The 22,320-nt window shown below is 64.1% G+C and carries 22 protein-coding genes and 1 pseudogene; 7 read left to right on the top strand and 16 right to left on the bottom strand.

Annotated features, from left to right (window positions below):
- Positions 1 to 1,017: 1,017 nt before the first annotated feature.
- The gene (locus AC1HIL_RS37695; RefSeq protein ID WP_479668641.1) at positions 1,018 to 3,330 is read right to left on the bottom strand and encodes a ParB/RepB/Spo0J family partition protein; all 2,313 of its coding nucleotides are present in this window, start codon (positions 3,328 to 3,330) and stop codon (positions 1,018 to 1,020) included.
- Between the two features lie 1,329 nt (positions 3,331 to 4,659).
- On the bottom strand, positions 4,660 to 4,926 hold the full coding sequence (locus AC1HIL_RS37690; protein WP_057597187.1) for a type II toxin-antitoxin system Phd/YefM family antitoxin: 267 nt from the start codon (positions 4,924 to 4,926) through the stop codon (positions 4,660 to 4,662).
- A gap of 280 nt (positions 4,927 to 5,206) precedes the next feature.
- Here AC1HIL_RS37690 and AC1HIL_RS37685 point away from each other — a divergent pair.
- Positions 5,207 to 5,455, top strand: a pseudogene (locus tag AC1HIL_RS37685) (IS5/IS1182 family transposase); the annotation flags it as partial.
- On the opposite strand, the gene AC1HIL_RS37680 reads toward AC1HIL_RS37685, so the two are convergent.
- Together AC1HIL_RS37680 and AC1HIL_RS37675 are read right to left on the bottom strand one after the other, a co-directional pair.
- Positions 5,437 to 5,841, bottom strand: coding sequence for a hypothetical protein (locus tag AC1HIL_RS37680; RefSeq protein WP_413764885.1), 405 nt, complete (start codon positions 5,839 to 5,841; stop codon positions 5,437 to 5,439). The pseudogene AC1HIL_RS37685 and the gene AC1HIL_RS37680 overlap by 19 nt on opposite strands.
- A complete protein-coding gene (locus tag AC1HIL_RS37675) occupies positions 5,841 to 6,224 on the bottom strand; it encodes a hypothetical protein (protein WP_479668642.1) in 384 nt (127 codons plus the stop codon). Before AC1HIL_RS37675 ends, AC1HIL_RS37680 begins: the two co-directional genes overlap by 1 nt.
- Before the next feature lie 168 nt (positions 6,225 to 6,392).
- On the opposite strand from AC1HIL_RS37675, the gene AC1HIL_RS37670 reads away from it, so the two are divergent.
- Positions 6,393 to 6,713, top strand: coding sequence for a hypothetical protein (locus tag AC1HIL_RS37670; RefSeq protein ID WP_479668643.1), 321 nt, complete (start codon positions 6,393 to 6,395; stop codon positions 6,711 to 6,713).
- Between the two features lie 280 nt (positions 6,714 to 6,993).
- Here AC1HIL_RS37670 and AC1HIL_RS37665 read toward each other — a convergent pair whose 3' ends face one another.
- The 4 genes from AC1HIL_RS37665 to radC form a co-directional block, all read right to left on the bottom strand.
- Entirely contained in the window at positions 6,994 to 7,224 is a 231-nt protein-coding gene (locus tag AC1HIL_RS37665) for a hypothetical protein (RefSeq protein WP_479668644.1), read from the bottom strand.
- Positions 7,221 to 7,637 (bottom strand): type II toxin-antitoxin system VapC family toxin, encoded by a 417-nt coding sequence (locus tag AC1HIL_RS37660; protein ID WP_082322257.1) that lies wholly within the window; start codon positions 7,635 to 7,637, stop codon positions 7,221 to 7,223. Before AC1HIL_RS37660 ends, AC1HIL_RS37665 begins: the two co-directional genes overlap by 4 nt.
- Before the next feature lie 2 nt (positions 7,638 to 7,639).
- Entirely contained in the window at positions 7,640 to 7,909 is a 270-nt protein-coding gene (locus tag AC1HIL_RS37655; protein ID WP_057607292.1) for a type II toxin-antitoxin system Phd/YefM family antitoxin, read from the bottom strand.
- Between the two features lie 1,280 nt (positions 7,910 to 9,189).
- Positions 9,190 to 9,834 (bottom strand): RadC family protein, encoded by a 645-nt coding sequence (radC, locus tag AC1HIL_RS37650; RefSeq protein WP_261206501.1) that lies wholly within the window; start codon positions 9,832 to 9,834, stop codon positions 9,190 to 9,192.
- A gap of 380 nt (positions 9,835 to 10,214) precedes the next feature.
- Between radC and AC1HIL_RS37645 the strand changes: the two genes are divergently transcribed.
- Both AC1HIL_RS37645 and AC1HIL_RS37640 read left to right on the top strand, forming a co-directional pair.
- On the top strand, positions 10,215 to 10,535 hold the full coding sequence (locus tag AC1HIL_RS37645) for a type II toxin-antitoxin system ParD family antitoxin (RefSeq protein ID WP_064262423.1): 321 nt from the start codon (positions 10,215 to 10,217) through the stop codon (positions 10,533 to 10,535).
- The gene (locus tag AC1HIL_RS37640) at positions 10,532 to 10,867 is read left to right on the top strand and encodes a type II toxin-antitoxin system RelE/ParE family toxin (RefSeq protein WP_057607293.1); all 336 of its coding nucleotides are present in this window, start codon (positions 10,532 to 10,534) and stop codon (positions 10,865 to 10,867) included. Before AC1HIL_RS37645 ends, AC1HIL_RS37640 begins: the two co-directional genes overlap by 4 nt.
- A 511-nt stretch (positions 10,868 to 11,378) precedes the next feature.
- On the opposite strand, the gene AC1HIL_RS37635 is transcribed toward AC1HIL_RS37640, so the two are convergent.
- Positions 11,379 to 11,774: an ATPase gene (locus AC1HIL_RS37635; protein WP_261206508.1), complete on the bottom strand. Its 396-nt coding sequence runs from the start codon at positions 11,772 to 11,774 to the stop codon at positions 11,379 to 11,381.
- Positions 11,775 to 12,430: 656 nt separating this feature from the next.
- On the opposite strand from AC1HIL_RS37635, the gene AC1HIL_RS37630 reads away from it, so the two are divergent.
- Entirely contained in the window at positions 12,431 to 13,042 is a 612-nt protein-coding gene (locus AC1HIL_RS37630) for a type IV toxin-antitoxin system AbiEi family antitoxin domain-containing protein (RefSeq protein WP_057596805.1), read from the top strand.
- Positions 13,039 to 13,884 (top strand): nucleotidyl transferase AbiEii/AbiGii toxin family protein, encoded by an 846-nt coding sequence (locus tag AC1HIL_RS37625; RefSeq protein ID WP_261206510.1) that lies wholly within the window; start codon positions 13,039 to 13,041, stop codon positions 13,882 to 13,884. Before AC1HIL_RS37630 ends, AC1HIL_RS37625 begins: the two co-directional genes overlap by 4 nt.
- A gap of 421 nt (positions 13,885 to 14,305) precedes the next feature.
- Here the strand turns inward: AC1HIL_RS37625 and rraA are convergent, their stop codons facing one another.
- The 7 genes from rraA to AC1HIL_RS37590 all read right to left on the bottom strand — a co-directional run bounded on the left by rraA (position 14,306) and on the right by AC1HIL_RS37590 (position 21,239).
- A complete protein-coding gene (gene rraA / locus AC1HIL_RS37620; RefSeq protein WP_261206512.1) occupies positions 14,306 to 14,809 on the bottom strand; it encodes a ribonuclease E activity regulator RraA in 504 nt (167 codons plus the stop codon).
- A 53-nt stretch (positions 14,810 to 14,862) separates the two neighbouring features.
- Positions 14,863 to 15,684 carry an SDR family NAD(P)-dependent oxidoreductase gene (locus AC1HIL_RS37615; protein WP_261206514.1) on the bottom strand — a complete coding sequence of 274 codons (822 nt, stop codon included), beginning with the start codon at positions 15,682 to 15,684 and terminating at the stop codon, positions 14,863 to 14,865.
- Positions 15,681 to 16,463 carry an SDR family NAD(P)-dependent oxidoreductase gene (locus AC1HIL_RS37610; RefSeq protein ID WP_261206516.1) on the bottom strand — a complete coding sequence of 261 codons (783 nt, stop codon included), beginning with the start codon at positions 16,461 to 16,463 and terminating at the stop codon, positions 15,681 to 15,683. The genes AC1HIL_RS37615 and AC1HIL_RS37610 overlap by 4 nt, the downstream gene beginning before the upstream one ends.
- On the bottom strand, positions 16,460 to 18,094 hold the full coding sequence (locus AC1HIL_RS37605; RefSeq protein ID WP_261206518.1) for an AMP-binding protein: 1,635 nt from the start codon (positions 18,092 to 18,094) through the stop codon (positions 16,460 to 16,462). Before AC1HIL_RS37605 ends, AC1HIL_RS37610 begins: the two co-directional genes overlap by 4 nt.
- A gap of 4 nt (positions 18,095 to 18,098) precedes the next feature.
- Complete coding sequence (locus tag AC1HIL_RS37600; protein ID WP_261206520.1) at positions 18,099 to 19,364, bottom strand: thiolase family protein; 1,266 nt, start codon at positions 19,362 to 19,364, stop codon at positions 18,099 to 18,101.
- Between the two features lie 112 nt (positions 19,365 to 19,476).
- Entirely contained in the window at positions 19,477 to 20,538 is a 1,062-nt protein-coding gene (locus tag AC1HIL_RS37595) for a Bug family tripartite tricarboxylate transporter substrate binding protein (RefSeq protein WP_261206521.1), read from the bottom strand.
- Complete coding sequence (locus tag AC1HIL_RS37590) at positions 20,535 to 21,239, bottom strand: TetR/AcrR family transcriptional regulator (RefSeq protein ID WP_057596813.1); 705 nt, start codon at positions 21,237 to 21,239, stop codon at positions 20,535 to 20,537. The genes AC1HIL_RS37595 and AC1HIL_RS37590 overlap by 4 nt, the downstream gene beginning before the upstream one ends.
- Positions 21,240 to 21,454: 215 nt before the next feature.
- Here AC1HIL_RS37590 and AC1HIL_RS37585 point away from each other — a divergent pair, with 215 nt between their 5' ends.
- Positions 21,455 to 22,228, top strand: a complete 774-nt coding sequence (locus tag AC1HIL_RS37585) for a 3-hydroxybutyrate dehydrogenase (RefSeq protein WP_261206525.1) — start codon at positions 21,455 to 21,457, stop codon at positions 22,226 to 22,228.
- Positions 22,229 to 22,320: the final 92 nt, after the last annotated feature.

Here is a 22,320-nt window from a genome sequence, read left to right as displayed (position 1 = left end):
AGCGCGCAGAGCGCGCGCAGGCCTTGACAGCGAGAACGGCGTGGCACGCTGAAGGTCACGCGAGCCAGCCCCGCCACGCCACCTCGCGCCCCTGCCAGCACGAGGTGCAGCGAGTCGTGCGCTCCACACAACAAGACCCGCGGGCCCAAGCCCGCGCTGACCAGCGACCCGCGCACAGCGCGCTGGCCGCCCCCCCAAAAAAAAGACCCGGCCACCGCGACACGCCCTCCCCCACGCCACCCGCCCCCTGCCAGCACGAGGCGAAGCGAGTCGTGCGCTCCACACAACACGGCCCGCGGGCCCGAAGCCCGCGCTGACCAGCAACCCGCGCACAGCGCGCTGGCCACCGCCCCAAAAAAAGACCCAGCCACCGCGACACGCCCTCCCCCACGCCACCCGCCCCCTGCCAGCACGAGGCGAAGCGAGTCGTGCGCTCCACACAACACGGCCCGCGGGCCCGAAGCCCGCGCTGACCAGCAACCCGCGCACAGCGCGCTGGCCACCGCGCCAAAAAAAGACCCAGCCACCGCGACACGCCCTCCCCCACGCCACCCGCCCCCTGCCAGCACGAGGCGAAGCGAGTCGTGCGCTCCACACAACACGGCCCGCGGGCCCGAAGCCCGCGCTGACCAGCAACCCGCGCACAGCGCGCTGGCCACCGCGCCAAAAAAAGACCCAGCCACCGCGACACGCCCTCCCCCACGCCACCCGCCCCCTGCCAGCACGAGGCGCAGCGAGTCGTGCGCCCCCCGCAACACGGCCCGCGGGCCCAAAGCCCGCGCTGACCAGCGACCCGCGCACAGCGCGCTGGCCACCGCCCCCTGCGCACGACGCCAGTGGAAGCGGATTGCTGCAGCGACATGCCATCGCTCGTTGTTCGTGAGGTCATGCATCCGCGCAGTCCGTCATGCGTCAGAGCACAAGCGCAGGCAAAAAAAGCCCGCCGCCCGCACATTCGCGGGCGACAGGCTCAGGCCTGCTCTGCGCAGGCTGGATGCTCGGTATCAATCCAGCCGGCTAGGCCTCATGGTCCGGTTGGTCACGACCAGCGTCCGAGACCGGATCGCCATCCGGCCCAGCCCGGTTCAGGGCTTCTTCTGCCCCATCGTTCTTCTCCCGCTCGGCTTGGGCGTCCTCGCAGGCGCACGAGATACCGGCAACCAGCGGCCGCAACGGAACAGGCAACCAACGCGTGCCTTCGAGCTTGGCTGCGCAATAGTCCGCGGCCTCGGACTTCTTCATGGCAGCGACTTCCTTGGTGCAATCGACGCCACTGGCTTCCCTGACCGCCTCTACCGCCTTGGCCTTGCTCACGCTGTGCAGGTAGTTCGCAGCACTTGGCGTCCACCAGTCGGCCATGTCCAGGCCGAGCGCCTCGGCGATTGCATCGCTCTGGTTGCGCCGGCGTTCACGGCCCTGGATCGCATCGATGCTGCGCGCCGTGCAATAGGCCAGCAGCTGCAGCAAGGTCTGACGCTCCTGCGAAAGCAGCCAACGGAAGGTCGCGGCCGGATCACGAGGCAGGCGCTCGCCCCAATCGCTCGCGGCGCGTTCCAGCAGCGCGGCGGCGGGTGTATGGACGTAGTCGCTCGCATGCTCGGCGAGCGCGAGATCTCCTGTTGGGCGCACCGTCACCCTCACGATGTTATTGCCCCGGTCATAGAGATCGAACACCGTCTCGACCATGCGGTGCACCAGCGTCGCGAGTGCCACGTCGACGTCCTGCGTGAGCGCGGCCTGCAAGGCGGCGGTGCGATGGGCCGTGAGGTCGCGCATCAGCTTCTCGCTGAAGACGGCGCGTCGTTTGCCGGCCTCGGCCGCCTCATCGCTCTCGCTGCCCCGCCCTGCCCTGCTGACCAACCCTTCGCCGTCTTCGGTGCCAGCGCCGCAGGCTCCATCATGGGCGGGCTCGCGCCGCAGCAGCCCACGATGCACGACGAGCGTTCCGTCGCTGTCGATGCGCAGCATCGCACCACACCGTCCCATCTGCTCGGGCGTCCAGACCCGCAGCGAGGCGCGCGCCGCATCGATCCGGTCGTCGAGGTCACTCAACAGACCCGACAGCCGCACTTCCTCGGCCTCGTAGGCTTCGTCGCCATCGCCATCGCCATCGAATTGCAGTGACTTCGCCTCGTTCTGACCGTAGGCCGCGTCGAGCCGCTCGCGCTCGGTCTCCAGCGCGGCCAACATGCCAGCCTCCGCGTCGCTGGGTGCACGTTCGGACGGCGCCTGCTGCCCATAGGCGCGCAAAGCCAGCCGATCTGCATCGATCAAGCCTTCGACCCATGCCCAGCCCTCGGCGCGCACTTCTTCGGCGGCCGCCTGCAGCTTCTCCGTGGCGAGCTGGCGCAGCAGCCCCGGTGCCTCCAGATAGATGCCCGAGCGGCCGGCATCGTAGTCAGCGAACAGGTCGCGCCGGACCTTGCCACCGCGTGCCTCATAGGTCTCGACGCCCACGAAGCGCGCGAGATGGCTTTCCGCGGTGGCCGCGCCTTCGGTCAGGAGGCGTCGGATGGTCCAGGCGTCCCGGCGATAGGTGGGCAGGCCGTCCCACACGGCCTCCTGGGCCTTGTGGTTGTCGGTCAGTGCCAGCGCATGCAGGATGTCCGACTCGATACTCCCTTCCCGGTACATCGCGAGGAAACGTGGCGCAAGCCGGGCGAGCTTGAGACGGCGCTCGACGGTCAGCGGTGCCACGCCGAAGCGCACAGCGATCTGGGCCACGCTCTGCCCCGCGTCGACCCGCGCCAGAAAGGCCTCGGCCTCGTCGGCTGGGTGCATCGCTTCGCGCCCCGAGTTCTCCGCCAGCGAAATCTCCGCCGCCTGCGCGCTGTCGTACAGCCGGCACTCGACGGGCCGGGCGGCCGACCATCGCCCGTCGCTGGCGAGCTTGTGCAATGCCAGCAGACGTCGCCCCCCGGCGATGACGCCGAACCGACCATCGGCCAGGGCGACCACGGCAAGGCGATGCAACAGGCCCTGCGCATCGATGAGCGCGGCGAGTTCCTCCACGCCACCCGCGCTGCGGACCTTGCGGACATTGGCGTCGTCGAGCACCAGTTGATGCAGCGGCACGTCGATGTCGCGCGCCGGCGCGGCGGCAATGGCACCGGACTCGTTCGCAACCGGTTTCTCGTGGGTGGGATTTTGCGGCGGGGCAGCCTTCGAAGGCTGCGCCTGGGTCGTGTCGCCGGCGTGCTTGGGCCTTTCGACCCGCGGCGTCTTCGTGGCGGCACCATCGCTGGCAGCGGCGGGCGCCACCTTGGCCCGGACGGTGGCTGTGCTCGCAGTGGTATCCGCAGGGGTCCGTGCAGTCGCTCTGGCAGTCATGTGCGTTTCCTTTCGATCGCTTCAGTGCGCGAATCAGTGAATGAATGGATGGATGGGTGCATGGACGAAGCCCTGCCGGATTCCTAGATTCAGAGCCCCTCGTGAAAGGGTTCCGCATCGCATCGGCCGAGCTGCCGAGCCTGGCCGCCGTCTTCCTGAGTTCTTCGCCCGGTGACACAGCGCGCACGCCCGGACGGGAGAGCAAGGGGGAAGCATTCGTAACGCGCAGCGTTATGAACACCCCCTTGCAGGCGCAGCCGGTCGCCCGGTCGCGCGGGTGCACGGTCGCCGAGAAGGTGAAGCACTCAGGAAGACGGCAGCCCCCAGACGCCGGGCCGAGGCGCACCGGAACCGCCGCGCGGCGAGCGCCCCCACCTGCCGCAGACAGGTCTGATCGAGGATGTCAGGGGCCGCAGGCCCCGCGCCAGGGATGCGCAAGGCGGCTGCAAGCCGTCCCCGCAGGGGATGAGCGCGAAGGCGCGAACCTGGAGCAGCCCGACAGCAGCGAAGCCGCTGGGGCGCCCTGCATGGCATCACCCGTGGCCCTGGCGTTCTCGCTGCATTACCGATCGCATCCGGCGCCAGCAACCCGCGAGCGCTTTGTCCGCCGAACGCCGGCACAACATGGCACACACGACATCGCGACACACACGCCCAGCGCAGGCGCAAACTAGCCAACCCACATGTCGGCGCCTCAAAAGGGAGAAGCAAGAACCCGCCTGCTGTTGGCAGTTGCAGTTGCAGTTGCAGTTGCTGAGCTTGAGCTATTTAAAGATCGACAGCCTGCGCGGTACCTTTTATCGGCTGGGACACCGTCGAACGCAAGGTGCCTGGGCCCGGTCTACCGGCGGAGCGACTACATGAGATCTTCCAACGAGGCCGCGACCGAGGACTGTCGGAGCATGTACCGGCTGTACCCTTGAAGCCATCGTGGTTCGGGGCTCTGGACGGTCGGGCAAGGCTTCGCTGACGTTTTGACGTTTTGACGTTTTGACGTTCAGGCGTCTATCACTTGCCAAAGGCAAGCCTATCAGCGCTATTCGCTATTCGCGAATAGCGAATGCCATACAAAATGGATCTCAAACCGCAAGGCCTTATCGTATTGCTCAAGGGGGTGGCATTTCGACGCCGAGGTTTGCACTTTCTGGGGGTGAATGCGTGATCGGAGAAACAGTGACGACGACTCGATTTTCGACTTCTTCGACGGCTGTGATGATGACGCAAGGTCGATTCTTAACTCCCTCCGTCTGCCCTTTTTTTTCTTCGTGATTCCACAAGTAGGCAAACGAGACGACGAGACCTACCTCGGGTTTCGGAAAAGTCATGCACTTAGTCGCGCAGCAGTGCGTTCAAGGCATCGTGACTCGAATCCATAGCGCTCCTTGATAGCGCTTGAATCGCCTCAGCTGGCAGGTCTTGGACCTCATATGACTTTGTCGCGCGGGCCTTCAGGCGTTCGAACTCGTCGAACTCCTTTCTCGAAATAAAGTACCCAGTCACGCGGTTATGGCTAGTGACTGCCACAGATTCAGCTTGAACCATCTCGCGGTAGTGGCCGAAATTCTTCGCGAACTCGCTTGCGGAAACAGTGATCATGAGGAAATCTCCGTAGAAGCACCATTTTCGTGAATTACGTAAAGCGTCAAGTTCCCTCCAAGGGGTAGTCGCTTGGTGATAGGAAGCTCCCGCAGACAGCGCGCTTTTTTGAACGAAGTCAAAGCGCGCAGCCCACGGCAGGGCACGTAGCCAGTCGGACATGCAAAACCCTGCCACCCCACATGAGCACTGGGTGCTGCAGTTTGGTGTGAGATCCCCTGACAACTAACGCACCACGATGTGATTCCTGGCCGATTTCTTCCGGCAGCCGCCGGCCGAGATGATTGATGCACGCCACCGCTGGTGATGCTGGCCAGCCAGTTGCCCTGGGCGCAGATGGAGACCGCGCTGGTACCGGAGTTTGCCCGCCAGGTATGCGAAGGCCGGACCGTTGCGCAGGGCGAACTGTCTGGCCCCAGCGTGCGGGTCGCCAGCGCAGGTGCTGCCGCCGCCGGGCGCCCGCGACTCCCCCTGCGTCTGAGGGGCCAACCTGATATACCTCAAGCATGCCTACAACCTCAGCGATGAGGGGATGTCATGGCCACCGGCGGCGACCCGCCACCGCACGCGCGCAACATGAAGTTCGGGCGAGGCCAGTCCAGCGTACCAAAGACGAACCTGGGCGCCCTGGCGCGCACCGTCGGCGAGCATCTGAGGGATCGTCCTCGCGCCCAGGGTTGTCTCGAAGGCAAAGTTGCGTCCCTGCGCCAGGGCTCGCTCCAGACCCTTGCGTCCGAACTCCCAGGCCCGGGCGTTGGCCTCCTCGGCCGTCAGGCCCGGATTGGCATCCAGCACCACGCGGGCTGCCAGGTCGGGGTTGAAGTAGTCGACCTTTTTCTGGAGCAACGCGGCGCCGCCCACACTGCTCGTGCCGGCGCCGTTGACGCCGGCCAGCACAAAGATCCTTGCCGGCATCAGCCGCGCGTAGCAGGCGCGGCCGGGGTAGCCGCAGCCGCGGCGACCGCCGCCTCACCCAGCGCCGAAGAATCCATGGCAAATGCATCGTCCATCGCGCGTGCAGCCGCCTCGCCCTGCATGCGCGCAAACATATCGTCAAAACGGTGCGTGAGGGCCTCGAGGTCCGGCTCCGACGCCTGCTCCATCTGCAGGTAGCGCTCCACCGACATCAGCACCATGGCGGGCTTCTCGTGGCGCGTGATCACCACCGCGCCGCGCGCCATCACCGTGCTGGCGACCGCCTGCATGCCCGAAGCCAGCTTCGTCGCAGAAAACGACGGCAGATCGCGCGCCAAGCGCTCGATGTCGGAGGAGCCGACGGTCGCGGAAATGGCAGCCATGGAAGATCCTTCGAAACCAGAGTTTTACCCATTTGATGGACTTCGGAAAACACCGCCGACCATACCTCACCGGTGGATCAGGAGCGATCGAGCACCACCACCATCGCGCCATCCGAACTTCCGCAGTCGCGCCAGCCCAACTTCGCACCAGGGAGCCACAATCCCCCGATGACCATGCGCACCAAGCCGTCCTCGCCCATCACCTCGCAGCTCGCCAACCACCCGTGGGTGCTTGCGCTGGCAGCTGACGGCTACACGGACATATGCGAGCGCGAAGGCCAGTTATGCGGCATTCGCCGATTCAACTTCACCACCGCCGTGGTCGTCGGCGTAGACCCGGTCGGCTATCACCGTCGCTACTGCTACGAACATGCACACGAGGCGCGCCAAGCACTGGCCGCCTGGGATGGCAAGGTGCATCCTGGTGGCCCCTGGATCAAGTGCAAGGGTGCTGGCATCGAACTGTTGAATCCTGCTCTGACCTGTTGAGGACCACGCCAATCCCAAGGGGCTCGCTTCAGGCGAGCAATGCTTCGCGCAAACAATGCACCGCGCGAAGCGCGATCTCCGCCCAGGGCTGCACACCGACGCATGCGCACACCCTCCATCGCCTCAGCGACAGCCACGCTGCCGCTCAACCCATGGCATTGCGCCCAGCAGCACCACCAGATGGTCAGGCTCCAGACCGTCGTTTCCGGGCGACAACGGCTGGTAGGCACTCTCGAGAGATCTGCGCTCTCATAAAACAACACCCAAACAGATCGCGCTGCTACGCGCGCGTGGCCGGAGCGCGCTTGCCGCGGGACAGAACTGCAAATTCACTCAAGATCCATGCAATGGCCGTTGGGACCTTGCGCGCGTCGATGCTCTGGCTTTCCTGGCCCAAGTAGATTCTCAGCTCTTGAGCGGGTCCACCTCCCGTGCGATCACTCAAATGAATGCGAAATGCTTTACGCGCAGCGACTTGCAAGGTATGGCGAAATCCTTGATTGAGCTTCATGCGTTCCAGGGGTCCAACACTTTCAGCCCTCGGATGCTGACGAAATCGCTGGTGTTGCGGGTGACCACAGTGAAACCGTGCGAAAGCGCAGTGGCGGCGATCATCGAATCGCGTCGAGCTCTTGGATCGGGGACATGCATGGGCGCGCACAACAGCGCCTCACGCTCGCCAAAAGCTAGGATCCGCCCAGCGAATGCCTTATGGACGGCCGTGGCCCACCGACGCAGCGCTTGTCCCTGGGGCGGTGAACGGCGCTCCAGGCGCACAATGCCTTCCTCCTGTTCGAGAATGGTGATGGCCGAAAGGAAAAACTGATTCTGTGGAACTGTTCCAGCCCAGCGCCGGACCTCTTCTGATTGGCCGAGCTTTCCTGGACGCAGTTCGGCCAGCACATTGGAGTCGAGCAGGTACACCCTTAGACCTCCGGGCGCAGCTGGATGGCCGTCGGAGTGATCTCGAAGTCTTCGACTTCCGACGTATCGGGCATGCTGTCCATCAGCTCGAGCAGCGACACCGTACTATCGCCGTCGCCTCGGGAGAGCGCTCGATAGTCGCCGATGTTGAGGAGCACGAAGGCAGGTTCGCCGTGGTCGGTGATAAAGAGCGGACCTTCCTTGGCCAGGTGCTTCGCGCTGCTGACGTTGTGGCCGAACTCGCGGCTCGTGATCACGTGGGGGGCATTCATTTCCATCTCTCCTGAAACCTATAGGGCCACTGTTTGCAGGTCTTCAACACCTGATAGTCGCATTCCTGCAGCAGGGTCCGAACGTCTTCGGCCGCCTACAGCGCGTGCTCACCCGATTCAGCATGAACGCGGTCGCCATCGAGCATGCAGAAATACCAGCCAAAAGGCACGCCCACGCGCCGATCGAGTCTGCAGCTTGACGTAAAAGTTGTAGACATCGCCGGCCCGGGCTCGCACCTCAGCGAGCTTCTCCCGAAGGGTCCAGGCTGAAAAGTTAGACGCCTTCCCTGCTCGCCAGTTCTCGCCGGTTTTTAGATTAGTCCAGCCGTCGAGCTCCATGATCCAGTGATCGCGCGGTGGCGCGACGCTGCGCCCAGCGCTCCTGGTAGCCCGTCGTTGAAGATGTGCCCCAACTCCCGCCGGCAAGCCGCAGCGACCTGCGCCAGACCGGCATCTCGATGTCGTATTCCTCGCGCAGACTCATGACTGCCCTTGACCAAATCGAGCGATGCTACGGGACCGCGGTCGCCAAACAGTAAATGTAGCTACCGAAGCCACAAATGTCAAGACACAGCCGTTTGCTTGCTAACGGCGATAGCCATCAAGCGGTTTTTCCGCGTAACTGGAGAAAACGGCGTCTATTCGTGGAAATGCGTTCGCCTAAAGTGCAGGAAGGTGTTTCTGAATTCGCGTGCCCCTCAGCCACGTCACGAACCTGGGCCCTGGTGTGCATCTTGGCCGTGGTATCAATCTTGGCGAGCAGCCATTGATGACGGGGGCGCTCGCGCCGGCCGCGGCGTCGACCGCCAGGCCGTGATGAGCCTGACGCTGGGCGACTGGATCGACTCCAGACACAGCGTGCTGATCACCGGGCCGACCGGCGGGGTCAAGTCGTGACTTGCCTGCGCGCTGGCGCAGTCCCTGAAACGCACAAAGGGGTTCGCCATCCTCCATCGCGCTCACGCTGCGTAGCACGACATCCCTTTCTCGTTCGATGACGCCTTGCCTTCACGAGAGAAGACTTCCGACTCGCAGCACGCGTGCTGCGCAATCCAGTGACATGTCTCGAGGCGCCGGCCAAGCGCTGGAGCTGGATGCTGTTGTGTATGGCGACGCGCTGCGCTCACCGAGCGCCGAACGGCAAGGCCGTGCGCGACGCTACGGCGTCCGCCCACCGAAAGCATCGAGGCTTGCCTTTCATCCGTCCGCCGGGCTCGAAGCGCGCAACCGCTGCAGCGGCGCAGTCTCAAAGAATGGGGCGCGCAGCGCCCCGGCCTCGTTCAGACGAGGCCACGCTCGGCCATGGACACCGTGCGACTTCCAGCGACGACGACGTGATCCAGCACCCGCACATCGATGAACGCCAGCGCGTCCTTCAGCGCCGCCGTCAACGCCAGGTCCGCTCGTGACGGCTCTACCATGCCCGATGGATGGTTGTGCGCCAGGATGACGGCCCCGGCGTTGTACCGCAGCGCACGACGCAGCACCTCGCGCGGATAGACGCTGGTCTGCGTGAGCGTGCCGCGAAACAGGTCCTCGAACGCGATCAGCCCATGCTGCGCATTCAGAAACAGCACCGCGAAGCTTTCGTGCCCCTGCCCTGCGAAGTGCAGCTTCAGATAGTCCGCTACCGCCTTCGGCGAACCGAAGGTCTCGCCCGGCAGCATCTCCTCGACAAGCAGCGCACGCGCCAGGCGAAGACCGCACAGCAACGGTTCGCACCCCGGCAGTGATGCATCCCGCGCGGCACCCACCAGCCGATGCAGCGAGCGCCCATGCGCCTCGTAGAGCTGCCCTGCGTCAGCGCCAAGCAACGCATGCAACGCTTCGAGCACCTCGCACTCGGTGTGCGCGGCCGTAGAAGACGATGCCAAGGATTCGGACGATTTCGCACCAGCGGATGCGAAGAAAGCGGGTGTGTTCATGAGGAAGAACTCCTGTGGATGACACAGGCGGGATTGCCTGCGAGACCCCGCCACCCCGTCGCAGCGCAGCGCTCAAGGCCGCCGCAGGCGCGCGGCACGCGCCGAGCACGCGAAGCGCGCGCAGGGCCTTGAACGCGAGAACGATGGGGTAGCCTCAGGGCTCACAGGCAAGCCCTCCACACCCTCCACGACGATCACCAAGGTGTCCTCTTCTGCAGGGAGAGGCCGTTGCGGGACGCCATCGACCACATCGCCCATGGGCCATCCTGAGTCCAGTGGGCACGCCGTCAAACCAAGGCTTGCGCAGGTCACGCAAGACGCTCATCGTTGGAATGTCCACGTTATGGCAAAGTTTGCCATATTGTTATAGAGTACCTTGCATGACGACGATGAACATTTCACTTCCGGAAGAGATGAAGGCATTCGTCGATGCACAGGTCGCGGAGCGCCGTTATGGCAATGCGAGCGAATACATGCGAGACCTGATCCGCCGCGACTTGGCACGCGAGCAATTTCGGGCTGTCATTCTTTCCAGCCTTGAATCCGGGCCCTCCGTGGAATGGACACCAGCCCACTTCGACGCACTGCGCGACGAGATCGCACAGGCCGAATCGACACAGACGAGTCAGCCAGCGGCGTCCGCAAGGCGCAGGACCGGGGAGGCTGCCTCCAAAACTGGCAGGAAGAAGAAGGCGGATTGAGCTTGAAAGGCGCCAAGAGGTTTCTTGTCCGTCCTCGCGCCAGCGCGCAGATTGCCGCCGTGATTCGGTACTACGCCGTCACCATGCGGGCTCCGAACGCGGCCAGGGGTTTCGTGGATGAGTTGCAGAAGGCCTACGAACTCATCAGACGCAACCCTGATGCCGGCTCGCCACGGCTCGAGACCGAACTCGGGATGCCTGGCCTACGTTCATGGGGACTGCCCAAGTACCCCTACCTGATCATCTATTTCCGGCACCCGAACTTGGTGGATGTGGTGGACGTGCCGCACACACGCACCAACTATGTCGCCGCGCTGATTGACCACCTGTGATTCGATGAGGTCGCCCAGGGAACCTTGTCAGCTTCTTGGATCGGTGGGGCGTTTGACGTCCGAATCTCCTTCGAAAAGCGGAACAGTCTGGGCCGAGATGGACTTGCCGTGTTGATCAAGGCGACAAGACAGTTTTCTTCGACCAACCGCCGCATGCCTCAGGATGCGCGCGCAGGGCCTTGAACGCGAGAACGATGGGGTAGCCTCAGGGCTCACAGGCAAGCCCTCCCCAGCCTCCCCAACGCCAACGAAGGGGTTCAAAGCATTGCGCTCACGGTCGCGGTCGCCTGCGCCCCACCGTCGTCATGCGCTGCAAAGCACCGGGACATGCGTCAATCAAGCTGCCACACCATGGCGTGGCGCAGCGTGCAAGCGCTCGTTCCGGCCACGCCCCCAGGTGCACGGCACGTGAGCAACGCTCACGCCCCGCGCACGAGGGTCGCGTTGCGACCCTGAGGAAGCGCCTGACGCATCCATGCGCGTCGATGCGCTTCCGAGCGCCGACGGCGCTTCAGTCGGCCTGGGGCCCGACCATGGCCTGCAGCTGCTCGATCAACCCAGGCTCCACGAACACGCAAGGCTTGTCAGCCGCCAGCCGGACGTCGAACAGCCGATCGAACACTTCGCGCTTCAGGTGCGCGATCTGACCGGTGCGATACGCCTGCTCCGGACGGAGATTGCCTTGGACCGACGCAGCCCCGCTGCGTTGCGGATCGCATTCGACCAAGGCCACGAACCCCTCGTCGAACATCTTGCGATGCTCGGCGCACAGACCCCAGCCAGTCAGCGTGTGACGCCCCATGCTCGCGCGCAAACGTCGATCGAGCAGCAGGTTGCCGGTTTCGAAACTGACGCCGCACACCAGGCAGACATGCTGCTCCATCGACACGTGCGATTTCTCATTCATGATGATCTCCGGTTGTCGGGCGGGATTGCCCGAAACCGTGGCCTGCACGGCGCAGCGCAGCGGTCAGGGGTCCAGGACGGCCGCAGGCCGCCAGCGCCGCACAGCGGCGCGCAGCCCTTGACGGCGAGAACGCCGTGCTACGGTGAAGGTGCCAGCAAGACCGCACACACTCGCCCTGCACCCCTCAACCCTCCAACGGTTCCTGACGCAGCGCTTGATGCGAACTCGGGCTGCTGAGCACGCGCCGACTCGCCAAGGCCGATGCCACTTGGCCGCAACAGCGGCTTCTACCGTGCTGCGAACCGGGCCAGTCACACAACAAGTGGCACGCGCATCCCGGATGCCCACAAGAGGAAAGCAAAAAAGCCCGATTCGTCCGAGTCAGGCTGACTTGCTCATCCGGAATGAGAAATTTGGTGGCCGGGGCTGGTTCAAAAAGCCTCTGCAACTCGCACCAACACCAGCTTTCACTTGACTGTTCTGGTTCCCGAGCACACGGTTGGGCACACCAGACCCATAGCAGCGATCGATTCCGCTTTGGGGCCTGATCGCTACTTGCGATCCAGCCCACCCCGCCCGGGTGATGGGGTGGTCGCCCTCGTTGGATTTTTTCTTGTTTTATTGACAAGTAACTAGCAAATGCAACAAACTCCAGCATGCTCTCTGCCTCGACAAGTGAACAAGCCGTCCTGGCCTTGGCCAAACAGCGGCCGCTGCTGCGCGCGCGGGATCTGGCAGCGCATGGCCTTCCAACGATGGCGCTCAGCCGGCTGGTCGCCGCTGGCGAGCTCGAGCGGGTCGCCCGTGGTATTTACAGCCTGCCGGGGCGCCCGCTGAGCGAGCACCGCTCGCTGGCAGAGGTCGCGCTCCGCGTGCCGCAGGGCATCGTCTGCCTGCTGTCAGCGCTGCGCGTCCACGGGATCGGCACGCAAGCGCCATTCGAAGTGTGGATCGCGATTCCACGCAACTCGCCAACACCCAGGCTCGACCAGCCCGCCTTGCGCGCCATCCGCATGTCCGGCCCCGCACTGTCCGAAGGCGTCGAACCCATGCAGATCGACGGTGTCAGCGTGCCAATCTTCAACGCGGCCAAGACCATTACCGACTGCTTCAAGTTTCGCCACAAGATCGGCCTTGACGTGGGGCTCGAAGCGCTGCGCGACGGCTGGACGCAACGCAAGGTGACGATCGATGCACTCTGGCACTACGCCACGATCGACCGCGTATCCAATGTGATGCGACCCTACCTCGAAAGCGTCACGACGTGAGCCGCAACATCGCAGCCTCGATACGCGCCCGCTTGAAGCAACATGCGGATGCAAGGAAGCGGGACTTCAACCTGACGCTCACCCACTATGGCCTGGAGCGTCTGCTGTATCGTTTGTCCATCTCACCGCACGCCTCCAACTACGTGCTCAAGGGCGCACTGCTGTTTTCGCTCTGGTACGACCAGCCCCATCGCCCAACCCGAGATGCCGACCTGCTGGGATTCGGTCAGGACGATGTGGAATCGGCAGTGAACGCCTTTCGAGAGATCTGCCAGATCGCCGTGGAGGATGGGATCGCTTTCGATGCTGCGTCGGTACACGGCGTCGTCATTCGCAAGGAAGCCGGCTACGGCGGCGTGCGAGTCGACCTGCGAGCGACACTGGACGGCGCGCGCATCGCACTACAGGTAGATATCGGCTTCGGCGATGTGGTGACGCCAGCCGCGGAAGCGATCAGCTATCCAATCCTGCTCGATGACTTGCCCGCTCCACAGTTGCGCAGCTACCCGAAGTACACCGTCGTGGCCGAGAAGTTCCATGCAGTCTGTCTCCTGGGCATGGCCAATACCCGGATGAAGGACTACTTCGATCTCTGGATACTGATGAGCGAAGGCACGCTGGATCCAACCGACTTGCACCACGCCATTTCCGCCACCTTCGAACGCCGGAAGTTCGCAATGATCAGCAGTCTTCCTGATGGATTGAGCGACAGCTTTTCTGGCGATACGACGAAGCAAAAGCAGTGGGCAGCCTTCTTGAAGAAGAACCGGCTTGAAGCCATGGACCTGGCGGATGTCGTGAAACGGCTGCGCGAAGAATTCCAGAAGCTCGGCATCTTCTGATGCTGCCGCCAGGAGGCAAAGTGTCTCTCTCGTCCGAGTGATCTGCCCCGGTCAGGCGTATCAATGTTGAGTTTGCGAGTCCAAGGTTGTGAAACTACTTGCTCTCCGGTGATTGCCCTGCATCCCCAACGCGCTGGCGATGCACAACGTCCCCGTGATGGCAAAGTTTGCCATATCGTCATAAAGTACCTTGCATGGCCGCTTGCTGTCCACCGCAAGACTTGCCGGCGCGGCGATCGCGCAGGCTTTGGAACCATGAATACCTGAGCGAGGGCGCCGCATCCACGAGGCGGCACTGTGCGAGCACCTTCGACTCCGGCAAGCAGCATCCGAGGCCCGTGAGCCTCTTTCTCGGATGCAGTTGTTCAGAAGCTGAACTAGCGCAAATTCGCTTTTTGCCGTCGCGCTTTTTTGAGCGCTGTCAAACCTGATAGGCGACGACGGGCGGTTCGTACCGAGTCTGGCGCACCAGCACGCCGTCAGCGTCCGCATAGATCCATGCACCCGGCTTGATCGTGACGTCGCCGAAAGACACTGCGACGTCGCGCTCATGGGGAGATTGCACCGCCGAACTTCGTGGCGTCGTGCACAGCGCCTTGACGCCGAGATCGTAGGTAGCGATCTCCTCGGCGTCGCGGATCGCCCCGAAGACGATAGCGCCCGCCCAACCGTTTCGCACGGCGATGGATGCCATGGTTCCGCCGAACAGCGCGACAGCACGCGAGCCGCTGCCATCGATGACCAGAATCCTTCCATGGCCAGGCTCTAGGCAGGCTTGGACGCCGGCGCGGTGGTCATCACGGACCTTGAGCGTCACCGCCTGACCCCAGAATGTGCGCCGCCGTCCGAAATCGCGGAAGGGGGCATCGCAGAGCTCGCAGGCAAGCGGGTCGTCATCGGAAATATCCGCGGTCGCGAATGTCATGGTCGAATCCTTGCGTTCTCTCGCTTGATGGCCGGGCTCAATGCCTGCACGGCTCAGGCGCCGGACTTGAAGACCGGCGCGGTGATCTGGTTGTGCAGTCCCCCATCCACGAAGATGTCCGTGCCATTGATGTAGCGTGCAGCGTCGCTGGCAAGGAAGGCAGCGGCTTCCGCCGCATCCCACGGTGATCCCATCGCGCCCGGCGGACAAGTCGCGTTGCGCGTCTTCAGCAGATGGTCCAGTCCTTGCGCATGGGCTTCCGCCAACTGCTCTCGCACGAGCGCGGTATCCATCAGTCCGAGCAGGATGTTGTTGCACCGGATGCCACGGGCCGCATAGTGCATCGCCACGGTCATCCCGAGCGCATTCAGCGCCGCCTTGCTCGCGTGGTAGGCACAGGCGCCCGATACGCCAGCACGCGTGCTCGCGATGGACGACACCTGCACGATGGCCCCTCGCCCCGAACGGCTCATGATCGGAAGCACGTGCTTGAGGGCCAGGAAGGCCGACCGCGCGTTCAACGCGAACGAGCGGTCCCAATCTTCGACACTGAGCTCCTCGGGCCCGCCCTGGATCACGACGCCGACGTTGTTCACGAGAATATCGATGCTCCCGTTGACTTCCTGCGCCCGGCTCACCGCTTCGCGAATCGCGGACTCGCTGCACACGTCGGCCTCGATCACTTCACAGAGTCCTCCCTGCTCGCGCGCGAACCGCTGGGTGCGGCGCGCGGCCTCCAGGTCTCTGTCGGCGGCGAACACCACCGCGCCCTGGCTTGCCATCCTGATGGCGATTGCCGCGCCGTTTCCGGGGCCGCTTTCGGCGGCACCCGCGCCGAAGATCAACGCGGTTCTGGACTGGAGAGGTTGGCTCATCTCGGACTCATCCTTACTGCGCCATCGAGGCGCACGCATTCACCATTCATGTAGTCATTGGTCAAGAGAAACTCGACCAGATGAGCGAACTCCCCGGGCTCACCGACGCGCTTCGGAAACGGCACGGAGGCCTCCAGTGCGCGCCTCACATGTTCGGGTCCTGTCCGCAGCATCGGCGTGTCGAAGAAGCCGGGCTTGATCGCGTTGACCCGTATGCCCTCGCCCGCGAAGTCCCTCGCAATGGGCAGGGTCATGCCCGCGACGCCAGCCTTCGATGCGGCGTACGCAGCCTGCCCCATCTGGCCTTCGTCCGCCGAGATCGAAGCGGTATTGACGATCGCGCCGCGCTCGCCGCTGGGCAAGCGGTCCAGCGCCAGCATGCCGGCCGCCGACTTCGCGATGCAACGAAAGGTCCCGAGCAAATTGACCTGGACCACCCGCTCGTACTCGGCCATCGGGTAGTGCCGCACCGCGCCGGTGAGCTTGTCGCGTCCCGCGGACTTGTGGGCATGCACGACGCCCGCGCAGTTGACCAGGATGCGTTCCTGGCCATTGGCCTGGCGGGCTCGGGCAAGCGCCCGTTCGACGCTTTCGTCCGAAGTCACGTCGGCAGCGCAGAAGACGCCCCCTATCTGTCGGGCCAGCGACTCGCCAGCCTCCGCGTCCAGGTCGAGCAGCGTCACCTTGACACCCAGGGACGCCAGTCGAATCGCGGTTGCCGCACCCAGGCCCTTGCTCGCACCGGTCACGACGGCCGACACGTTGGCGTCCAGCTTCACGACGTCGCCCTCGCACTGTCCGTCAGGGCCTTGCGCTCGGCGTGAACGTTGTCGGGGTGATCGGTCAGGGCCTGAGCAAGCAGGCGTTCCAGGGGCTTTTCGGATGCCGTCTTCGGGATCTCCGGCACCACCTGGATGAAGCTCGGCACGAAGTTCGCCTCGAGCGCCGTGCGACAGCAGCGGAAGAGCGCCTGGACATCGAGTTGTGCATCCGGTGCGAACACGACGGCAGCCACGACATCCTTTTCACCGGCCGCACCCGAGGCGGCCGGAATGCCATACACGAACACATCGCAGACCAGGCCCGAATCCACGATGGCCTTCTCGACATAGGCGGTGCTGATGAAGTCTCCATTGCGGCGCACGCCCCCGCCCTTGCGGTACTCGAAGAAAAGCCATCCGTCGGCGTCTTCACGAACCACGTCACCCATGTGCAGCCACCCGCCTTCGCCCTTGCGGGCGGAAGCCTCGGGATCGCCGACGTACTCGATCTGAAAGGGCGAGCCATCTACGGGGCGCAGCCAGAGCTCGCCCGGCTGGCCTTGCTGCACATCCATGCCCGCGTCGTCGACGATGCGATGGATGAAGTGCGGCGCGATGCGTCCGATGCTGCCGACGGGGCCTTCATTCAATGGCTTGATCGCGAGGCCTCCTTCGGCCGATCCGTAGAACTCGAGGATCCGTACGTCGAAGCGACGCTCGAACCGCTCCCACAGCGCGGCCGGCATACCGGCCGAGACGACGAGCCGCACCGGGTTGTCCGCATCGTTGGCCTTCGCCGGCTCGGCGTAGATCGAAGTCGGCATGCCACCGAGCACCGTGAAGGTCGTGCATCCGTATCTGCGCGTGAGGTCCCACAGCCTGGAGCGCGTGAAGCGACGCGAGAACACCACCGGCAGGCCGCCCAGGAGCGCCGGCGCCAGGGTCACCTGCAGCGCGTTGGCATGGGTCAGCGACAGTCCGGAATAGAGCCGGTCGTTCGCCTGGTAGCCGAATCCCCGCAGCGCGGCAGCGGCGGTCTCGCAGAAGCGCCTCTGCGTCATGACGATCCCCTTGGGGTCGCCCGTGGTGCCGGAGGTGTGAAGGATCAACATCCTGTCGGCGCCGTTGGACTCCGGAAGCGGCAGGTCCTCACCCGCGTCCAGGCAAAGATCGGCGTAGCACTCCACGCGCGGCCCCCACAGGGCGCGGCCCGGGCCCTCGTCGGTGGGGAGCGCGGCGACCCTTGCCACGGCAGCCGCGCCATCCAGCGCATCTTCGACGTGACGCAGCGCGTAATCGGCCGCGACCAGTCCGGTCGCCTTTGCGTTGGCGACCATGAAGGCGAGTTTCTCCCCCTTGGTGCGCGGATCGATCGGAACCAGGACCGCGCGCAGCAACGATGCAGCGACCAGCAGGTCGACGAATTCGGCGTGGTTGGCCATCAGGAGCGCCAGCACGCTGCCCGGCCCCACGCCGCGGCGACGCAGGCCGCGCGCCAGGGCCTGGCCGTTTCGCCATAGTTGGCCATAGGTGCGCGTGACATCGGGCAGCGCCGTACCGCCTTCGAACACGAGCGCTTCGCGCTCTGGCTGCGAGCGGGCAAACTCCCAAATGATCGAAGCCAGGTTGTCGTGGGACTTGCTGCTCATTGCATCACGCCTTCTGAAGCACGCTGATGACGATCGCCGCCGCATCGTCGCCGATCCAGCCTCCGCCGTTCTCCGCCAGCGCGGTACGGGCACCGATCACCTGACGCGCGCCGCAACGCCCGCGCAACTGGTCGGTGAGCTCGACCAGCTGCGCGCATCCCGAAGCGCCGATCGGATGGCCTTTGCGCAGCAGCCCGCCCGACGGGTTCACGGGAACACGACCTCCCAGCCGAGTCGCGCCGCTGTCGAGCAACGCAGCAGCATCGCCAGAAGCCGCGAGTCCCAGGTGCTCGTAGTAGATCAGCTCGGCCGGGGCGCCGGCATCGTGCAGCTCGACAAGGTCGAGATCGGCCGGCCCCACACCCGCCAATTCATAGGCCTGGGACGCAACAGCCGGAGCCAGCCGTGCGTGGTCATCGTCGGTGTAGTCCCAGCCAGAGGCCAGCACGGATGAGAGAACACGAACTCTTTGCTGGATGCCGAGCCTCTTCACCGCGCTTTCGGACATCAGGACGAGCGCCGCGGCGCCGTCTCCGACCGGCGCACACATCGGCCGCGTCATGGGATCGACGATGAGAGGTGCGGCGAGTACCTGCTCAACGGTGAGGACTTCCTGAAACTGCGCCTTCGGGTTGAGGCTCCCATGGAACGAGTTCTTGGCGGCGACCGCGGCAAAGTCGCGCTGCGTCACTCCGCTTCGCGCCATGTAGTCACGCGCCATGCTCGCGTACAGGTCCATGAAGAGCGATCGCGACTTTCCCGCTTCCGCGAGATTGGCATCGGACTTGGTCTCGCGGAGGCTTCGGGACAACCTTTCATAGACCTCGTCGATGGCCTCGAGGTCGACGGCGCCCTGGAAGACGGAGAACGTGCGGGCCTTGTCCTCGCTGTAGAGCTTCTCGAAGCCAGCGACGAGCACGATGTCGTAGGCGCCCAGTCCGATCATCTGGAAAGCCTGTTGAAAAGCCGTCGCCGACGTGGCGCAGGCGTTCTCGACGTTGACCACGGGAATGCGGCCGATTCCCAGGCCGCGAAGCACCACCTGACCCGGAACCAGCACCTGGCCTGTCATCACGCCTGCTGCCGCGTTCCCCATGTAGGCGGCCTGGAGTTGCGATGCTTCGATTCCGGCATCGGACAACGCCGCGGTGATTGCCTCCGCCGCGAGCGACTTCAGTCCGCGATCGAGAAACTTGCCGAAGCGGGTCATGCCCGTGCCGGTGATGAATACAGGTTGCATGGAATAGGGTTTGATCCAGGGAGCGTTCAAGGCGCACACCTGCGCCGAGCTCGGTTGTTGATGCGGCGCTCGGGCTCTCGAGCCGCGAGGCGCCGCGCATCTACAGTGCCCGCCCGCGCTTTCGCGGGCGGCACCGCGACGATTACTCGGGCTTGAAGTTGATGGCCCGCAGCATCTCGCCGTTCTTCTCGAAGTCGGCTTGCAAGGAACTCACCAGTTCCTCCGGGGTGCGCGGCTGACCGACGCCGAAGCCGTATTCGATGAGTCGGTCGCGCACGGCCTTTTGTTCCATCACCTTGAGCGTTGCCTGGCGCAGTCGCGCCTGCGCGTCGGCCGGCATGCTCGGCGTGACCCAGAGGCCGATCCAGACCACCGTCTCGATGCCCGGATAGCCGAGCTCGCGAAACGTCGGCACGTTGGGCAACGCCGGCGAACGCTCCGGAAGAGTCACCGCGAATGCTTTCAGTTTGTTCGCCTTGATCATCGGCAGTGCCGTCGACATGCCGTCGAACATCAGCGGCACGTGCCCGCCCATGACGTCGGTGAGGCCGGGCGCCGATCCCTTGTAGCCAACGTGCGTCATGTCCAGACCGGCGGCCTGATTCAGCTTCAGGCCCGCCACGTGCGCGACCGTTCCGGCGCTGTACGAGGCGTAGCTGACCTTGCCCGGATTCGCCTTCACGTAGCTGACGAGCTCGGGCACGGTTCGGGCAGGCACGGATGGGTGGCCGACCAGCACCAGGCCAAAGCGCGCGAATTCCGCGAGCGGCTTGATCTCCTTCGCCATATCGATCTTCAGCTTCAGGATATGCGGCACCTCGGAGACCATGCCACTGATGCCGACCAGCACCGTCGATCCATCCTGCGGTGAGTGCATCAGGTCGTTGACCGCGATCGCGCCACCGGCACCCGGCTTGGGATCGACCACGACCGCCTGGCGCAATTCCTTCTGAAGCCCGTCGCCCAGGATGCGAGCGACGATGTCCGAGCCTCCGCCCGCGGGGGCGGAGACGATGATGCGCAGCGGCTTGTCGGATGCGGGTTGCGCGCGCACTTCGGGTGCGCCGAGAACGATCGCTCCCGCGAGCGCCATCAGCGCCGCCGAGAGGTGTCGTCGGGAGAAATCGAAACTCGATGCTTTCATGTATGTCTCCTGTTTTTCTTTGGGGTTGATTGCGCGATGCGGCTGGGTGCCGGTCTTCACTTCACCGTCTTCTTTCGCGCAGGTGCTTTCGCCGGGAGCGGTGATGCCGAGTCCGGTCTCTTGACCGGCGCCATGATTCCGCCCCAGAGGATCGACATCAGCGGCGCCGCTTGCGCCGAAAGGGAATAGCTTCGACGGCGGTATTCCCACATCAGGAAGGCCCGGTTGAAGATGGCGTTGAAGGCATCGAGCATCACTCGGCTGTCGATGTCGCTTCGAAGTTCGCCTTGCCGTTGCGCCTCATTGATCGTGTGCAGCAGGCGCTTCATCATCCCGGGCTGCGCGTAGCTCGGGTCGCGCATCCAGCGCTCGAGCGGAACGGTCATGAAGATGATGCGGCCGACACCGGGGTTCCTCTCGTAGAACTCCAGATGCATCTGCAGCACGCCGAGCAGCCTCGTCCTGACGTCACCCTCTCCTTCGAGCGGCTCGAATGACGCCGGATACAGACCTTCGAGCCAATGCTGGATAAACCAGAACAGCAGCGACTCCTTGTCCCCGAAGTAGCTGTAGATCGTTCTGAAACTCATCCCGGCTTCGCGTGCGATCGTTCGCATATCGGCACGGTGGAAATCGCCGGCGGCGTACGTCTCCATCACGACGGGCGACAGCCGATCGCGCAGATGATCGGGAATGATGCGTTCGCTCGCAAAGGGTGTCGGCCCTTGCGTCTTCGCCTTCGCGTCGATGTTTTTGGTCATGTCTCGAGTCGTGAGTAACGTTGTTACCCGGCATGGTAACGAAGTTACCTTCTGCCTATCTAGGGTCAAACCCTTACCCGTTTCGACCTCCCTAAGTTCGACACCTCGCTTAGGATAACGATGTTACCTAGGTCGTTTTTGCCGGTGTTTGGCGAGGGAAAGATGCCCGCGGAAACACCTCTTCAACTCGGCTGCGCGTGCAATAGGAGAAGCAATTGAAGCTCGAAGGAAAGACAGCCCTGGTCACGGGTTCGACCAGCGGCATTGGCCTGGCCATCGCGAAGGCGCTCGCGCGTCAAGGCGCGAACATCGTTCTCAACGGGCTCGGCGACATCGACGCCGCCCAACGCGAACTTTTGGCAAGCGGTGCCAGAGCGATGCGCCATGAGGCCGACATGCGAGACCCCGCACAGATCGAAGACCTGATGAAGTTTTGCGCTTCCAGCTTCGGTCGCGTCGACGTACTGGTCAACAACGCGGGGATCCAGCATGTGGCGAACGTCGAGGCGTTCCCAGTCCAACGATGGGACGAAATCATCGCGGTGAATCTTTCGAGCGCCTTTCACACCACGCGACTGGCACTTCCAGCCATGCGCGCCGCCAACTGGGGAAGAATCATCAACGTGGCATCGACCCACGGCCTGGTGGCCTCGGCGCAGAAGTCGGCCTATGTGGCGGCGAAGCATGGCATCGTCGGATTGACCAAGGCCGTTGCGCTTGAGACCGCAACGACCGGCATCACCTGCAACGCGATCTGCCCTGGGGCAACGCTCACGCCTCTGGCACAAAAGCAGATCGACGATCGAGCCCGGCTCGACAGCGCCTCGGTCGATGAGACGCGGGTCAGGATGGTCGGCGAGAAGCAACCTTCGCTGGACTTCGTCACCGTCGAGCAGTTGGCCGAACTTGCCGTGTTCATGTGTTCGCCCAGCGCGGATCAAGTCCGCGGCGCTGCCTGGGCCATGGATGGGGGCTGGACGGCCCAGTAGTCGTCCTGTGCTTACCAGACTCGATGAGCTAGAAAAACCAAAGTGTGTTCACTATTTTAGACAAATTATAAGGCTTTGACTAAAATAATGGA

Source organism: Variovorax sp. ISS6 (assembly GCF_056523145.1).
Note: the sequence above shows the minus strand (reverse complement) of the source record. Positions and strands in the feature narration are given on the sequence as shown.

Bases quoted from the DNA above. Each gene is read 5' to 3' on its own strand.
- AC1HIL_RS37605 (WP_261206518.1), bottom strand. From the start codon at position 18,094: ATGAGCAGCAAGTCCCACGACAACCTGGCTTCGATCATTTGGGAGTTT.
- AC1HIL_RS37635 (WP_261206508.1), bottom strand. From the start codon at position 11,774: ATGAATGAGAAATCGCACGTGTCGATGGAGCAGCATGTCTGCCTGGTG.
- radC (WP_261206501.1), bottom strand. From the start codon at position 9,834: ATGAACACACCCGCTTTCTTCGCATCCGCTGGTGCGAAATCGTCCGAA.
- AC1HIL_RS37645 (WP_064262423.1), top strand. From the start codon at position 10,215: ATGACGACGATGAACATTTCACTTCCGGAAGAGATGAAGGCATTCGTC.
- AC1HIL_RS37690 (WP_057597187.1), bottom strand. From the start codon at position 4,926: ATGATCACTGTTTCCGCAAGCGAGTTCGCGAAGAATTTCGGCCACTAC.
- AC1HIL_RS37670 (WP_479668643.1), top strand. From the start codon at position 6,393: ATGACCATGCGCACCAAGCCGTCCTCGCCCATCACCTCGCAGCTCGCC.
- AC1HIL_RS37695 (WP_479668641.1), bottom strand. From the start codon at position 3,330: ATGACTGCCAGAGCGACTGCACGGACCCCTGCGGATACCACTGCGAGC.
- AC1HIL_RS37615 (WP_261206514.1), bottom strand. From the start codon at position 15,684: ATGAGCCAACCTCTCCAGTCCAGAACCGCGTTGATCTTCGGCGCGGGT.
- AC1HIL_RS37680 (WP_413764885.1), bottom strand. From the start codon at position 5,841: ATGCCGGCAAGGATCTTTGTGCTGGCCGGCGTCAACGGCGCCGGCACG.
- rraA (WP_261206512.1), bottom strand. From the start codon at position 14,809: ATGACATTCGCGACCGCGGATATTTCCGATGACGACCCGCTTGCCTGC.
- AC1HIL_RS37665 (WP_479668644.1), bottom strand. From the start codon at position 7,224: ATGAAGCTCAATCAAGGATTTCGCCATACCTTGCAAGTCGCTGCGCGT.
- AC1HIL_RS37590 (WP_057596813.1), bottom strand. From the start codon at position 21,239: ATGACCAAAAACATCGACGCGAAGGCGAAGACGCAAGGGCCGACACCC.
- AC1HIL_RS37675 (WP_479668642.1), bottom strand. From the start codon at position 6,224: ATGGCTGCCATTTCCGCGACCGTCGGCTCCTCCGACATCGAGCGCTTG.
- AC1HIL_RS37655 (WP_057607292.1), bottom strand. From the start codon at position 7,909: ATGAATGCCCCCCACGTGATCACGAGCCGCGAGTTCGGCCACAACGTC.
- AC1HIL_RS37630 (WP_057596805.1), top strand. From the start codon at position 12,431: ATGCTCTCTGCCTCGACAAGTGAACAAGCCGTCCTGGCCTTGGCCAAA.